The organism is Ruegeria sp. YTSA072, from assembly GCF_059610285.1.
Genome location: NZ_JBXWNI010000001.1, coordinates 407,303 through 422,093, shown reverse-complemented (window position 1 = coordinate 422,093; position 14,791 = coordinate 407,303). Strand labels below are relative to the sequence as shown.

Below are 14,791 nucleotides of genomic sequence, written 5' to 3'. Positions count from 1 at the left end.
GGATGTTCTCAGCCCTGTTCATTAGCCGGCCCAAGCTGGCCCTAGTTATTTCGCTTGTCCTTACGATCATGGGCGGCATCGGCTATTTGGTTCTGCCGGTCGCTCAGTTCCCGGACATTACGCCACCGGTGGTCAGCGTGACGACCACCTATACCGGCGCCAACGCCGAAACCGTGGAAAACACCGTCGCCGCACCGATCGAGGCGCAGGTCAACGGTGTGGACGACATGATCTACATGACGTCGACCTCGGCAGATAATGGATCCTATTCGCTCAACGTCACATTCGAAGTGGGCACCGACCCGGACATCGCCTCAGTCAACGTGCAGAACCGCGTGGCTCAGGCCATGTCGTCCCTGCCTGCCGAAGTGACCTCATCTGGCGTGGTCACTCAAAAAGCATCCACCAACATGCTGTTGCTGGTGACGCTGACCTCGCCGAATGAGACGTATGACAGTGTCTTTCTGTCCAACTATGCTTCGATCAACCTGAAAGACGCGCTGGCGCGTGTTCAGGGTGTGGGTAAAGCCGACGTTCTGACCAATCTGGAATACGCCATGCGGATCTGGATGGACCCGGATCAGATGGCTGCTTTGTCCATCACACCCGGTGACGTGATCAATGCAATTCAGGAACAAAACGTCGAAGTTTCGGCCGGTTCCATCGGCGCTCCTCCGGTCCCGGAAGGGCAGACCTTTCAATACACGATCAAAACCAAGGGCCGCCTGACCTCGGCCGCAGAGTTCGGCGATATTGTCATCCGAACCGGGGATGCCGGTTCAATCGTACGGGTCAAGGACATCGCGCGGGTCGAGCTGGGTGCAGAATATTATGCGGCTTCGGGCTATTTCGACAGTGTCCCGGCCACGGTAATCGGCATTTATCAGGCCCCTGGCGCGAATGCGCTGGCCGTGTCGGACCGTGTCGAGGCCGAGCTTGAGCGATTGTCCCGAACCTTCCCGACGGATGTGGAATACGCCGTACCTTTCAACACCACAGACTTTGTCAAACAGTCGCTGAATGACGTGGTCTCGACCCTGATCCTGACCTTCATCCTTGTGATCTCGGTGGTGTTTGTCTTCCTTGGAAGCTGGCGCGCGACGATCATTCCGGCGGTTGCGATCCCCGTGTCGTTGATCGGGACATTCGCGTTCTTGCTGCTTTTCGGTATGTCGCTGAACACGATCTCTTTGTTCGCGCTGGTGCTGGCCATCGGGATCGTTGTGGATGACGCAATCGTTGTGGTCGAAAACGTCGAACGGATCATCGCCGACGAAGGGCTTCCACCGGCTGAGGCGACGCGCAAGGCCATGGGGCAGATCACCGGTCCGGTTATTGCAACCACGCTGGTTCTGTTGGCGGTGTTCGTGCCCGTCACCTTTATGCCCGGCATCTCGGGACGGCTTTATTCTCAGTTCGCTGTGACAATCTCGACCGCTGTGGTGATTTCGTCGATCAACGCGTTGACGCTGTCGCCTGCGTTGTGCGGTCTGGTGTTGCAAGCACGGTCCGGCCCGCCCAAGGGGTTGTTGGCGGTGTTCGAAAACTTCATCGGCGGCGTTCGCAGTGGCTATGTCGCCATCGTACGCAAATTGCTGATCCTGCCGATCATCGGTCTGGGCATCATCGTTGCGCTGGCCATGGGCACAGGCACGATCATGTCCAACACTTCGAGTGGTTTCCTTCCGCTGGAAGACAACGGATATCTGTTCGTGGATGTGCAACTGCCAGACGCCGCAACGTTGGAACGGACCGAAACGGTCACTGCACGTGTCGACGCACAGATCCAACAGATCCCCGGCGTCGCAAGCACAGTTCTGATCAACGGCTTCTCGATCCTGAACGGCACAACGACAAACGGCGCCGCGATCTTTGTGAACCTCGACAACTGGGATGAACGGAAAGAGGATGACCTGAGCGCTGATGCAATCCTGCAGAAAGTTCTGGCGATTGCCTATGGTGAAACTGCCGCATCGATAATCGCGTTCAACCCCCCCCCCATTCAGGGTCTGGGCAACTCGGCAGGTGTGGAGATGGAGGTGCAGCAGACCGGAGGCGGCACGCCTCAGGACTTGGCGTCTGCAGTCGGCTCTTTCGTCTATTCGGCCAACCAACGACCGGAAATCGGGCAGGCCTACACCACATTCCGGGCCAACGTTCCTCAGTTGTTCGTGGATCTGGATCGAGAAAAGGCCAAGACGCTGCAAGTCTCGGTGGCTGAGGTGTTCCAGACGATGCAGGCGCAGTTGGGGTCCTACTATGTGAACGACTTCAACCTGTTCGGGCGCGTGTATCGCGTGATGATTCAGGCCGACGGTTCTTATCGCGATAATGTCGACGATATCTCGAACCTGTATGTGCGCTCGACCAAGGGTGAGATGGTGCCTCTGGGTACGCTCATTGATGTCGAAAACGTACTGGGTCCGGTCCTGCTGAAACGTCACAACCTGTTCCGTTCGGCGACAGTAACGGCGGTTCCGGCGCCTGGGTTATCCACTGGTGACGCGATCAATGTCATGACCGAGGAGTCCACGACTGCCCTGCCCCCGGGCTATGCCTTTGAATGGACCGGGACCGCGCAGCAGCAATTGGCGACCGGTGGTCTGGTAGTGATCATCCTCGGTCTGGCGATCCTGTTCGGATACCTCTTCCTTGTAGGGCAATACGAGAGTTGGACCTTGCCTGTGTCGATCCTGCTATCGGTGATCGTCGCCTTGTTCGGGGCGGTGGCGGCGGTGGCTATCGTGGGCAGCGACATCAACCTCTATACGCAGATCGGGATGATCATGCTTGTGGGTTTGGCCTCGAAGAACGGCATCCTGATCGTTGAATTCGCGATGGAGCAACGCGCCAAGGGATTGTCGGTCAAAGACGCCGCAGCCGAGGCCGCCTTTCAGCGTTTCCGTGCGGTGATGATGACGGCCCTGTCCTTCCTGTTGGGTGTTGTGCCGCTTCTGGCGGCCAGCGGCGCGGGTGCCGCCAGCCAGAAAGCCATCGGTGTCGCCGTGTTCGGCGGGATGCTGGCAGCTACTCTGGTCGGCGTGATCCTAGTGCCGGTCCTTTACGCCCTGCTGCAGGGGATGCGGGAATGGATCAAGGGAACCAAAGACGATCCGGGCCCATCAGAAGAGGCCGCGTGATCCAAAACAACAGCCCCGCCAAACTGGCGGGGCTTTTTACCTTTTTGATCAGGCGTTCACTGCGACGGGTTCGGTTTTGCGATCCATCCAGCCTTGAATGCCGGCGATCTGCTCGGCACTTAACCGCAGGCCCATCTTATTTCTGCGCCAGACTACATCTTCAGCCGTGCGCGCATATTCTTTGTCCATAAGCCACGCCAATTCCCGTGCGGTTAGCGTCGCGCCGAAGTCCTCGCCCAGATCCGATGCGGATTTGGCATCGCCCAAAATTGTCTTGGCCTCAGTGCCATAGGCGCGAACCAGACGTTGCGCCCAGACACGATCCAGAAACGGGTAGTCGGCCGACAGTGCCTCGACCAAATCCGGTACGCCACCAACTGGAAAATCGCCGCCCGGAAGCGAAACGCCTGCAGTCCAGGGGCCGGGAAGATCGGGGAAATGCTCGGACACTTTGTCCATCGCACTCTCGGCAAGACGCCGATAGGTGGTGATCTTGCCGCCAAAGACATTCAGCACTGGCGCCCCACCCTGCGCGTCAACTTTCAGCGTATAATCCCGCGTCGCCGCGGTGGCGCTGCTGGCCCCGTCGTCATACAGCGGACGCACACCGGAATAGGTCCACACGATGTCATCGCGCGTAACCGGTTTTTGGAAATACTTCGAGGCAAACGCGCACAGATAGTCCTGCTCTGTCTCCGTACAGGTCGGGGGCTCTGCTGGGTCTGGGTGATCCAGATCCGTTGTGCCGATCAGCGTAAAATCGCGCTCGTATGGAATGGCGAAAATGATGCGCCCGTCCTCACCTTGGAAGAAATAGCACTTGTCGTGATCATAAAGCTTGGGCGTCACGATATGACTGCCGCGCACCAGCCGCACACCTTCGCGAGAGTTGATGTGGATCTTGGTCTGGATGATGTCCCCAACCCAGGGACCACCCGCGTTGATCAGCATTTTGGCCTGCACCACATGCGTTTCGCCGCTCTGCTTCTCGCGCATGGTGATCTCCCACAGATCATCAACACGTTTGGCCGCCAGAACTTCGGTCCCTACCAGAATATTCGCCCCACGTGCCTCAGCATCGCGGGCATTCAGCACCACCAGCCGTGAATCCTCAATCCAGCAATCGGAATACTCGTAGGCTGTGTGAAACTTGTCCTGCAGCGGCCTGCCTTCCGGCGCGCTTTGCAAATCCAGTGAGCTTGTCCCCGGCAGGATTTTGCGCCCCCCCAAATGGTCATACATAAACAGGCCCAGACGGATCAACCACGCCGGGCGCCGTCCCTTCATCCAAGGCATTACTGTGCTGAGAAGTCGCGAGGTCGGCGTTTCAGAATCGAACCGCATATCCTTGTGATACGGCAACACGAACCGCATCGGCCAGCTGATATGCGGCATTGCCCGCAGCAGGGTTTCACGCTCGATCAACGCCTCGCGCACCAGACGGAATTCAAAGTACTCCAGATACCGCAGGCCGCCATGAAACAGCTTGGTCGAGGCCGAAGACGTCGCCGAGGCAAGATCGTTCATCTCGGCCAAGGTCACGGACAATCCGCGCCCGGCCGCATCGCGCGCAATTCCGCACCCGTTAATCCCACCACCAATGATGAAAAGGTCCGTGACCTTGTCCGTGTGCCGTTCCATGTCCGGATGATTCTCTTTGTTTGAAAAACCGGGCTCATTAACCCGATGAACGCGCGTTTCGTCAACGTTTACTTTCGTTTATTTTCGTTTTATCACCACAAATCGAAGTGTTTCAGAAGTGTGGTCAATCAGATCACTTGGAAACCCTTCGAAACTAGAACAAAAACGAACACACACCGTTTCGGAGCCGACCATGTCCCTTTCCTTTCGTCAGTCAGACATTCTGAACATCGCCAGACAGGATGGCCGTGTGATGGTGGATGACCTGGCCGCTCAGTTCGGGGTCACGGTTCAGACCATTCGCCGCGACCTGTCTGAGCTGGCGGATCTGGGAAAACTGGACCGGGTTCATGGCGGGGCCGTCATTCGCTCTGGCGTTTCCAATATTGGCTATGAGGATCGCCGGGCCCTGAACGATGAGGCCAAGGCGCACATTGCGTCGGCCTGCGCCCGAGACATCCCGGACGGCGCGTCGGTTTTCATGAATATCGGGACCTCGACCGAGGCGGTTGCGCGCCAATTGGTGAACCACAAGAACCTGATGGTCGTCACAAACAACATGAATGTCGCCAATATTCTGGCCGAGAACACCGATTGCGAAATCGTCGTCGCGGGTGGTGTCCTGCGCAGATCGGATGGCGGGTTGGTGGGTAATCTGACAGTCGCAACCATCCGGCACTTCAAATTCGATTATGCGGTCATCGGCTGCTCGGCACTAGATGCCGATGGCGACCTATTGGATTTCGATTTTCAAGAGGTCCAAGTGAGCCAGACGATCCTGGCCCAGACACGGCGCACCTTTCTTGTGGCCGATAATTCAAAGTTTCAGCGTGCAGCCCCCGCGCGTATCACCTCGTTGGCTGAGATCGACACCTTCTACACCGACCGGCCTCTGACGGACCGCCTAAGCAAGAGGTGTCAGGGGTGGAATACCGATCTGCGCGTGTGCCGATAACCCCCTAAGTAGTTCTCCTAAAAGGTGAACTGGGTAAGAGTTTTCTTGCCAGACCTCCCAGTGCCTGACAGTATCGCGATATTGCGGTCGTTGCACGGAAGGGGAGAACCGGGCCATGATAGCGCTTTTATTTGCGTTACTTACAGCCACCATGGGGCTGAATTATTTTCGACAAACAATGGCAGCCAATGCGCTGTTTTTCTTCACGCTGGCGTTGAGTATGTACTGGCTGAAATTTCACGCTACCAGCCAACTGACAATTCAGTTGTAGGGGGTGATGATGACACCAGAACTGTCCCGAACCCTGAACGCCATAGGCATGCTGGCCGTCAGCCTTGTGCTGCTGTTGGCCTTTATTTATCAACTGGCACTTTATGAATTACCCTGCCCGCTTTGCCTGCTTCAACGCGTTGGCTTTGTCGCCGTGGGCGTTGGGCTGGGCTTGAACCTGCTATACGGCGCGCGGCCGCAGCACTATGCGTTGATGTTAATCGCAGCGCTTTATGGCGGCAGCGTATCGGTGCGCCAGATCCTTCTGCATATCGTTCCGGGCACGGGTCATTACGGCTCGCCCGTGTTGGGGCTGCACTACTACACTTGGGCCGCCATTTGCTTTTTCCTGATCCTGTTGGGCACCGCGGTTATGCTGCTGTTTGATCGCCAATACGCTGACGACACTTCGAATCAGCCTCGTTTCGGTGGAAGCACCTTGGCCAAAACTGCCTTCTTCATCATGCTTGGTCTGGCTGTTCTGAATGCCGGTTCGACACTGCTTGAATGTGGTCCTGGCATTTGCGCCGACCCGCCAACCAGCTACAAAGTGATTGACGAACTGGGCTCCAACAACTGAGGATGGGATAACCTTCCCGAACAGAGGCACAAACATGGGGTTACTTGGGCAGCCACTGGGCTATTACGACTACCTGACATTTGTTGCGTTGATTTTGCTACTGGCCGCCGTCATGGCGCTGTTTCTATTCGTGATGGGACTACCGGGCCGCATCGCGATCAAACGCAATCACCCCCATGCCGAAGCTATCAAGATCATGGGCTGGATGGGGTTTCTCGCCATCGTGCCTTGGGTCCATGCTTTCATTTGGGCGTTCCACGATGGAACGGTGGTCGATATCCGCCGCATGCCCGATGAAGAACGAAAGGCAGTTCGCAAAGAAATCAAGCGCTTGGGTGGTGAGTTGACGGAAGAATACCGTGACCCGCTGGATCCGGAAGAGACGCAAAAGAGCTAACGCCAAAGGAAACTACAAAATATGTTTGTCGCCCTCGGCATTACGCTTTTCTACATCATTTTTGTCTGGCTTATCTTCTTCAAGTTCCAGTGGCTGAAGTTCAACATCATGTGGGGCATCGTATCCTTCTGGGTCGGTGCGCACCTGCTGTTGATCTTTCTTGTCGCCCTTCGGTTCTTTCAGCCGTTCTCTATCGACAGCCACGTGGTCCGCTCAACCATCCAGATCGTCCCACGGCTGACCGAACCGACGATATTGACTGAGGTACTGGTCAAGCCAAATACCGAAGTCACAAAGGGCGATCCCCTGTATCGGTTCGACGACACTGTGTTCGCGCTTGAGGTTGAGGAAGCCACAGCGCAACTGGTCGCGGCCGAGCAGAACGCCAAGATCCTTGAACAGGACGTCATTGCCGCAGGGGAAGCCATTGAGCGTGCCAACGCGCAACTTGCCTACGCACAGACGCAGCAAGCCCGATACGAAAATCTCGTACCCGCAGGTGGTGCGCGGCAGGACGAGCTAGATCGCTGGAACGAACAGGTGACTGAGGATCAGGCTCAGGTCAAAGAGGCCACGGCAAATCTGGAAAAGGCTCAGCTTGCGCTGGATTCCCAGATTGACGGCGTGAACACCGGCATCCTTCAGGCACAAGCGCAATTAGACAAGGCCCAGTATTTTCTGGACAACACAACAATCTACGCCCCCGAAGACGGGATGATCGTGTCCCAACAGGCGCGTCCCGGTCTGGTCGTCGGCGATATCCGTCTGGGCGCCATCGCCAGCTTTGTCACCAAGGACAATCCGTACATTCTGGCCACGTACCGACAGCAGAACCTGAAATTTGTCGAGGTTGGCCAACCCGTTGAAGTTGCTCTTGATCTGTATCCGGGTGAAATCCTGACCGGCAAAGTCGAGGCAATCTGGTGGGCAACCCGACAAGGTCAGTACTTGCCCTCTGGCCGCCTGCCGGGGTTTGAGCTGCCAAAACTGCCCGGACGCATTGCCGTGCAAATCTCGGTCGATATCCCGGACGGGCACACCTTCCCCGCCGGTGGTCACGCGGCCGTGGCGATTTACACCGGTCAGGGCAAGAGCTTTGAGTTTCTGCGACGGATCAACATTCGTCTCTATTCCTTCGCCAACTTCATTCGACCATTGGATATCTAAGGACGCATATGATGACCCGGGCCAGACTTTACCGCCGACTGATGGGTACAGCCCTATGTGCCGCCCTTCTGGTCGGTTGTGCGCCAGTTGGCCCGGACTTCGTGCGCCCGAACTCACCGGTCGTCAAACAATGGATCGAGGTCAACACCCCAAGCACTGGCCAAAGCGGCCTGACCTCGCGCAGTGCGCCTGTGGTGAAATGGTGGGAGACATTCAACGACCCCACTCTCAACAAACTGATCGCCGAAGCCTATGCCCAGAACCTTGATCTGCAGGTTGCCGGTGCGCGCGTTCTGCAGGCACGCGCGCAGTTGGGCATTGCGTTTGGCGAGCTGTATCCGCAATCACAGGCCATCGGCGCATCCATTGAACGCCGTCAGGTCAGCGACAACCTCGGACCGATTTCCGATATCCGCCGGATCATTCCGTTGGACACCGAGTTTTCGACTTCGCAGGTCGGCTTTGATGCCCAATGGGAACTGGACGTGTGGGGCCAACAACGTCGTGGCGTTCAGGCCGCGCGATCCAATCTGGCGCTGCAAGTGGCCAATTATGACGACGCGCTTGTCACGCTGACCGGCGATGTCGCGGCGCTTTATGTCAACATTCGTGCCTTGCAGGAGTCGCTGGCCGTGGCGCGTGACAACATCCAGTTGCAACAGGAATCTGCTGATCTGACCCAATTGCGGTTTGACAATGGCGTAACAACCGAGCTGGACGTGCAGGAATCCACGGCCCTGTTAAACAATACCAAGGCCTTGGTGCCAGAGATTGAAAGTGATCTTCAACAGGCCAAAAATGCTTTGGCCGTGCTGCTAGGAACCACCCCTTCCCGCATGACCAGCCTACTAGGCAATTCCGGGCGGATCCCCTCTGCACGTACAAATGTGTCTGTTGGCGTCCCGGCCGAATTGCTGCGCCGCCGTCCGGACGTTCGCGCGGCCGAGCTGGCAGCGGCCACGCAATCAGCGCAGGTCGGGATCGCTTTGGCCGACCTTTATCCGCAATTCATCTTGTCGGGTGCTATCGGCCTGCAGGCCTCGGGCGGGCAGGATTTGTTTTCAGCAGGCAGCAACACCGGGCTCGCGAATGCCGGAGTAGTCTGGAACGTGCTCAACTATGGCCGGATCAAAAACAACGTCCGCGCGCAGGATGCGGCCTATCAGGCGTTGATCGCCAATTACCAGAACACTGTCCTGACCGCCTATTCCGAGGTCGAAAGCGCGATGGTTGCCTATGCCCAGTCACGCAAGCAAGTTGGCTTCTATGAAAAAAGCGTCGCGGCGTCGCGCAAAGCGGCTGATATCGCCATCGACCAGTACCGGGACGGTATCGCCAGCTATTCGCGTATCCTGAACACCCAAACAGCCCTGCTGCGGTCTCAGGCTAATTTGATTCAGGCCCGCCAGCAGGTTTCCAGCAATCTGGTTGCGGTTTACAAGGGATTGGGTGGCGGTTGGCAGATCCGGCAGAACCAGGAATTCCTACCAGAAACCGTTCTGGCCGAAATGGCATATCGCACGGATTGGGGCGATCTACTGGAGAAAACCCCAACCCGCGCCAGTCTGAACTGAGTGTTACTTCGTCAGCCCGCGCAAACCGCCTGAAATCAGGATGTTCACCTCGTACAGAATACGTGGTGCTGCCAGACCACCGGGGCTGGCGAGGTAATTCGGGCTCCATTCCGGATCGAACTTCTGCTTGAAGGATCGCAGCCCTTCGAAGTGATAGAACTGCTCGCCGTGTTCATAAACGAACCCTCCGACGCGGTTCCAGAAAGACGCCAGTTGCCTATTCTCAATTCCCGAAAACGGTGCCGCCCCCAGCGAGAACCAATGGAACCCCTGCTCTGCCCCCCAGGTCATCATCTCGGCAAACAAGGCGTCCATGATAAAGTTCGCCCCGTCCGGCTCATACCGCATCAGGTCCAACGACAATTCGGACTTGTTCCCGCCTTGGAAGAGGTTGGCGAAGGCGACGATCTTTCCCGTATCTGCCTTCTTCAGCACCGCGAAATCGAAATAGGACAGGTATTCATCGTCAAACCCGCCCAAGGCGAACCCCTTCTCCTCACCAGCCTTATGCTCCAGCCAATCGTCTGAAATCTTGCGCAGTTCGGGCAATACAGGGCCCACTTTGTCCTTCGGTATGATCTCGAATACGTAACCTTCGCGTTCGGCCCGGTTCTTGGCCTGACGGAACCGCTTGCGAGATTTGCCGTCCAGCGAGAAATCTTTCAACGGCACGCGCGCGACCTCTCCGATCTTCAGAATAGACAAGCCCAGATCCAGAAACGTCGGCAGGTACTTAGTCGATACGCTGTAGAAGGCGCACAACTTGCCCTCACGGTCCGCCATTTCGCGCAATTGCCAGATCAGTTGCTTTCCGGCGGTTTCATCCCCAACCGGCTCCCCCTTAGTGATCAGTGCATTGCCTGTGTCGGCATAGGCCAGAAATGCGTCATCGTCCGGTGAAATCAGGAATTGCTTGTCGCCGGTCAGTGAAATCTGCGACTCGGTGTCTTCGCTTTCCATGACCAGACGTTCAACAACCTCGGGGATCTCCGTCCGGACCGGTTCCGGAACTTCGCGCCCGAACAAAGAATTCACGGCCACCACGCCAAGAATAACCGCCACCACAAGACTGGATCGCAAAAAGCGTGAGGCGTCACCGTTCCACGCGAACTCCCACCACAAAGCGTTCTGATATTCGACATGCGAATAGGAAAACAGCCCGACCCAAAAGACGACCAAAAGCAAGGCGACCACGCTGACCAGCCACGGGATGTTCAGGCGGAAAATCGATGCCCCGCTGACGCGGTAAAACGCCCCGCGAAACGTGGCCAGCAAGGCGATTGTGCCCAACATGCTGATCGCTTCGTGCGTATCGAGACCCTTGGTCAGCGATGCGACGAACCCGGCAACCATCAGCAGCATGGCCACTATCCATGCGCGGTACAGCTTGCGGAACAGGCCGCGTGAAACAAGGATCAGTAGAACTCCGACAGCGCTTCCGGCAAGATGCGAAGCTTCGACGAAGGACAAAGGCAGAAAGTCCCGCAATGCGCTAAGGTTCTCGCTGCCTGCAGGCAACGCCCCGGACACCAGCAGAATGACACCCGCCACAGCTGCGACACCGGCCGCGACCATCGGCACAATCGGACGGATCACGCGGTAAACCCACGTGGCGGCTCCGCTGATGTGATGTCGGTGCGTCAGGGCCGAAGCCACCGCGATGGACAGCGTCGCAATGGCGAACGGCAGGAAGGTATAGACCAATCGGTAAAGCAACAGCGCCGCGATCACGTCAGACCGACCCGAGGCCCCTAGCCCGGCGATCAAAGTCGCCTCAAACGCGCCAATCCCGCCCGGAGCGTGGCTGAGAATTCCCACCGCGATCGCGCCAATGTAAACGGTGAAGAAGAACGGAAACCCGACCCCCAGATCATCCGGCATCAACACATACAGCGTCATTGATGCGCCAAACAGGTCACCCACCGCGGCCAGCGTCAGTAATCCGGGCAACTTGCCGCCCGGCAGGTTAAACCCCAATCCACCGGTGGCCAGCCTGCGTCCGCCCTTGGACAGCCAAATGAACAAAGTTGCAAAACCTACAAGCAGGCACAGCCCAATAACGGTTTCGACGGTGTCACTTATCGGCAGAACCTTGGACACCCCGTCTGGGTGAAAGGTCAGCAACCCGCCAAGCAGCAGAATGAAACCCGACCAAAATGCTATCCACGATGTGGCGATCACTCCTGCCACACGCCCCAGATCAAGGCCCAGAGACGCATAGATCCGGTACCGGATTGCCGTGCCAGTGATGTATGAAAAACCCAGGCAATTGGACACGGCATAACCGCAGGCTCCCGCCATACCGGCAACAGGCAAAGGGACTTCGCCATCCGCCACGCTTTGAACGGCAAATACATCGTAAAGTGACAGGGACAAAAAGCTGACAGCCGTCCAGCACAGGGCGAAAAACATCAGCTTCCACGATGTGTTCGCGACGTCCGTTTTTACATCGGCCCATTTGACGTGCGAAGACAGTTCATGAAGGACAGTCAGGGCAATAAGGGTGACCAGAATCGGTATCGCGATTCGGACTACGGGCTTTTCAAGAAATCCCGATACCCGCTCGGCCAGGCGCACAGCCCAGAGTTCTTCGGCGTTTTCATGAGTTGCCATGCTTTGTCCCTGCTCTCAGGCGCGATCACACTCTGCACGATAAAAACGCGCAGGCCGACTTTCGCACAATTTCGTTCAAGCTCAAAGCGCTACGGGCGTCAGACCCGACCTTTGCGCGTGGACAGCAATAGGTTAGTCTCGGACTTGGTAATCCCTTCCATACGCCGGATCTGGAACAGAACCTCGTCCAGCTCGGCCAGGGTTTCTGTCCAGATTTCCGCAATCAGATCCCAACTTCCATTGGTGGAATGCACGGCGCGCACCTGACGCATGGCGGCAATTCGGGCCATCGTGCGCTCGGTCCCGCGGCCTTCGATTTCCAGCATCATCAAGCCGCGCACCGGGCTTTGCGCCACGTCCTGACGGGTGAGTACCGTGAACCCAACAATCTCTCCGGATTGTTTGAGGCGCTGCAGGCGGCTGCGAACCGTAGTGCGCGTCACACCCAGCGTTTCGGCGAGTTCGGACAGGGACGCCCGTGCATCCCGGTGCAAGGCGCTGAGCAGCCTGCTATCCAAATCGTCCATGACTGCTTCTCATTTCGTTTATCCGAATGCCATTTTGAACATTTTGCTGTCTTTTCGCAAGCCATCACGAGGGTCTAGATAGTCATATGGATACGCAAAATGTAATATTGGTTGGCGCACCAATGGACGCAGGTAAGCGTCGTCAGGGGTGCCGCATGGGCCCGGACGCCTACCGGGTGGCCGGTCTGGAACAAGCTCTGACTGACCTCGGGCACCAAGTGTCGGATATCGGTAATGTCAGCGCCGATCCGTCAGATGTACAGGAGCATCCACACCTTGTGGCCCTGCCCGAGTGCGTCGGCTGGACCAGCGCCCTTAGCCGCGCCGCACAGGAAACCGCGCCGAACGGCCTGCCGATTTTTATGGGCGGCGATCACGCTTTGTCCATGGGCACAGTTGCTGGGATGGCAGCACATGCCGACGGGATCGGGCGACCATTATTTGTGCTTTGGCTGGACGCGCACAGCGACTTTCATACACCAGACAGCACCGGCAGCGGCAACCTGCACGGCACACCGGTTGCCTATTTCACCGGGCAACCCGGGTTTGACGCCTTTCCTCCGCTGGCTGCGCCGATTCCAACGGATCGAGTAGGGATGATTGGTCTGCGTTCCGTGGACCCGGCTGAACGTGCACGATTGGAACAGGATCAGGCCATGCTGGCAGACATGCGCAGCATTGATGAGCACGGCATTAAGGCACCTTTGATCGCGTTCCTCGACCGAGTACGCGCAGCAAACGGTATCCTGCACGTCTCGCTGGACGTCGACTTTCTGGACCCTTCAATTGCGCCCGCCGTTGGCACCACTGTTCCTGGCGGCGCGACCGAACGCGAAGCCCATCTGGCGATGGAACTGCTGCACGAAAGCGGCCTAGTCTGCTCGCTGGATCTGGTGGAACTGAACCCGTTCCTGGATGAACGTGGACGAACCGCAAAACTGATGGTCGATTTGGCCGCATCCCTGTTGGGCCGCCGCATCTTCGACCGCCCGACCCGGAGTTTCTGATGAATTCCCTTCAATCTCCTTCCGCTGTCGTCATGGTTCGACCGCATGAGTTTGTGTCGAACCCAGAGACTCGCCATGACAATACGTTTCAGACACTGGCACACCGATCCGCCGAAGCGACTTCAGCAGCCGCGCGCGATGAACATGATCGCGCAGTCGAACAACTGCGCGATGCAGGCGTCACAGTTCATGTATTTGATGATCACGGCCAACAAAACACACCGGACAGTGTCTTTCCCAACAACTGGTTCTCAACACATCCCGGCGGACACATTGCAATCTATCTGATGTTTGTTCCGTCGCGTCGACGCGAACGCCGCACAGATGTTATCGAGTTGTTGAAACAAGAATACCGCGTTCAGGACGTGATCGATTATTCGGGGCTGGAACAGGACGATCTCGCACTGGAAGGTACCGGAGAAATGGTTCTCGATCACGTCGGCCGCATCGCTTACACGGTCAAGTCAAACCGCGCTGATCCCGTTTTGTTGGAGCGGTTCTGCACGAACTTTAACTACGAACCCATCGCGTTCGAAGCTAGGGACGACGCAGGCCGAGACGTTTATCACACCAATGTCCTGATGGGGATCGGCACACATTATGCACTGATCTGCCTCGACATGATTATCGATGCCGAACGCCGCGCGACCGTGCAGGCGCGATTGGAAGAATCCGGTCGCATCGTCATCGATCTGTCCCATGACCAGATCGCAAACTTTGCTGGAAACACCATCGAGCTTAGTGGTCGTGATGGGCTCGTGCTAGCTCTTTCCAGCCGCGCCAAAGAAGCGCTGACACCCGAACAGACCGACATTATCGAAGACAGCGCCACTCTGCTGCCGTTGTCGGTTCCAACCATAGAAACAGCCGGGGGGTCAGTACGCTGCATGATCGCCGGCATCCACCTTTCCCGCCGATAG

Annotated in this window: 12 protein-coding genes; 9 read left to right on the top strand and 3 right to left on the bottom strand. The window is 57.2% G+C overall.

Annotated features, from left to right (window positions below):
- Positions 1-2 precede the first annotated feature (2 nt).
- The gene (locus tag AC2FIB_RS02035) at positions 3-3,140 is read left to right on the top strand and encodes an efflux RND transporter permease subunit (protein ID WP_496733044.1); all 3,138 of its coding nucleotides are present in this window, start codon (positions 3-5) and stop codon (positions 3,138-3,140) included.
- 48 nt (positions 3,141-3,188) lie between these two features.
- Here the strand turns inward: AC2FIB_RS02035 and glpD are convergent, their stop codons facing one another.
- Complete coding sequence (gene glpD, locus AC2FIB_RS02030) at positions 3,189-4,781, bottom strand: glycerol-3-phosphate dehydrogenase (protein ID WP_496733043.1); 1,593 nt, start codon at positions 4,779-4,781, stop codon at positions 3,189-3,191.
- Between the two features lie 193 nt (positions 4,782-4,974).
- Between glpD and AC2FIB_RS02025 the strand changes: the two genes are divergently transcribed.
- From AC2FIB_RS02025 to AC2FIB_RS02000, 6 genes are all read left to right on the top strand, one after another.
- Complete coding sequence (locus AC2FIB_RS02025; RefSeq protein ID WP_496733042.1) at positions 4,975-5,736, top strand: DeoR/GlpR family DNA-binding transcription regulator; 762 nt, start codon at positions 4,975-4,977, stop codon at positions 5,734-5,736.
- 115 nt (positions 5,737-5,851) lie between these two features.
- Positions 5,852-6,007 carry a DUF5993 family protein gene (locus tag AC2FIB_RS02020; RefSeq protein WP_496733041.1) on the top strand — a complete coding sequence of 52 codons (156 nt, stop codon included), beginning with the start codon at positions 5,852-5,854 and terminating at the stop codon, positions 6,005-6,007.
- 9 nt (positions 6,008-6,016) lie between these two features.
- On the top strand, positions 6,017-6,586 hold the full coding sequence (locus tag AC2FIB_RS02015; RefSeq protein WP_496733040.1) for a disulfide bond formation protein B: 570 nt from the start codon (positions 6,017-6,019) through the stop codon (positions 6,584-6,586).
- A gap of 34 nt (positions 6,587-6,620) precedes the next feature.
- Positions 6,621-6,983, top strand: coding sequence for a DUF3302 domain-containing protein (locus AC2FIB_RS02010; RefSeq protein WP_058277715.1), 363 nt, complete (start codon positions 6,621-6,623; stop codon positions 6,981-6,983).
- Positions 6,984-7,004: 21 nt separating this feature from the next.
- On the top strand, positions 7,005-8,150 hold the full coding sequence (locus AC2FIB_RS02005; RefSeq protein ID WP_496733039.1) for an HlyD family secretion protein: 1,146 nt from the start codon (positions 7,005-7,007) through the stop codon (positions 8,148-8,150).
- A gap of 11 nt (positions 8,151-8,161) precedes the next feature.
- Entirely contained in the window at positions 8,162-9,724 is a 1,563-nt protein-coding gene (locus AC2FIB_RS02000) for an efflux transporter outer membrane subunit (RefSeq protein ID WP_496733038.1), read from the top strand.
- 3 nt (positions 9,725-9,727) lie between these two features.
- Here AC2FIB_RS02000 and mprF read toward each other — a convergent pair whose 3' ends face one another.
- Entirely contained in the window at positions 9,728-12,337 is a 2,610-nt protein-coding gene (gene mprF / locus AC2FIB_RS01995; protein WP_496733037.1) for a bifunctional lysylphosphatidylglycerol flippase/synthetase MprF, read from the bottom strand.
- A 98-nt stretch (positions 12,338-12,435) separates the two neighbouring features.
- Positions 12,436-12,864 carry an Lrp/AsnC family transcriptional regulator gene (locus AC2FIB_RS01990; protein ID WP_496722388.1) on the bottom strand — a complete coding sequence of 143 codons (429 nt, stop codon included), beginning with the start codon at positions 12,862-12,864 and terminating at the stop codon, positions 12,436-12,438.
- Between the two features lie 86 nt (positions 12,865-12,950).
- On the opposite strand from AC2FIB_RS01990, the gene rocF reads away from it, so the two are divergent.
- Positions 12,951-13,871, top strand: coding sequence for an arginase (gene rocF, locus AC2FIB_RS01985; protein ID WP_496733036.1), 921 nt, complete (start codon positions 12,951-12,953; stop codon positions 13,869-13,871).
- A complete protein-coding gene (gene ctlX, locus AC2FIB_RS01980; protein ID WP_496841665.1) occupies positions 13,871-14,791 on the top strand; it encodes a citrulline utilization hydrolase CtlX in 921 nt (306 codons plus the stop codon). The genes rocF and ctlX overlap by 1 nt, the downstream gene beginning before the upstream one ends.

Excerpts from the sequence above, each read along its gene's own strand:
- rocF (WP_496733036.1), top strand. The coding sequence starts at position 12,951 with ATGGATACGCAAAATGTAATATTGGTTGGCGCACCAATGGACGCAGGT.
- AC2FIB_RS02035 (WP_496733044.1), top strand. The coding sequence starts at position 3 with ATGTTCTCAGCCCTGTTCATTAGCCGGCCCAAGCTGGCCCTAGTTATT.
- glpD (WP_496733043.1), bottom strand. The coding sequence starts at position 4,781 with ATGGAACGGCACACGGACAAGGTCACGGACCTTTTCATCATTGGTGGT.
- AC2FIB_RS02010 (WP_058277715.1), top strand. The coding sequence starts at position 6,621 with ATGGGGTTACTTGGGCAGCCACTGGGCTATTACGACTACCTGACATTT.
- ctlX (WP_496841665.1), top strand. The coding sequence starts at position 13,871 with ATGAATTCCCTTCAATCTCCTTCCGCTGTCGTCATGGTTCGACCGCAT.
- AC2FIB_RS02005 (WP_496733039.1), top strand. The coding sequence starts at position 7,005 with ATGTTTGTCGCCCTCGGCATTACGCTTTTCTACATCATTTTTGTCTGG.
- AC2FIB_RS02020 (WP_496733041.1), top strand. The coding sequence starts at position 5,852 with ATGATAGCGCTTTTATTTGCGTTACTTACAGCCACCATGGGGCTGAAT.
- mprF (WP_496733037.1), bottom strand. The coding sequence starts at position 12,337 with ATGGCAACTCATGAAAACGCCGAAGAACTCTGGGCTGTGCGCCTGGCC.
- AC2FIB_RS02025 (WP_496733042.1), top strand. The coding sequence starts at position 4,975 with ATGTCCCTTTCCTTTCGTCAGTCAGACATTCTGAACATCGCCAGACAG.
- AC2FIB_RS02000 (WP_496733038.1), top strand. The coding sequence starts at position 8,162 with ATGACCCGGGCCAGACTTTACCGCCGACTGATGGGTACAGCCCTATGT.
- AC2FIB_RS01990 (WP_496722388.1), bottom strand. The coding sequence starts at position 12,864 with ATGGACGATTTGGATAGCAGGCTGCTCAGCGCCTTGCACCGGGATGCA.
- AC2FIB_RS02015 (WP_496733040.1), top strand. The coding sequence starts at position 6,017 with ATGACACCAGAACTGTCCCGAACCCTGAACGCCATAGGCATGCTGGCC.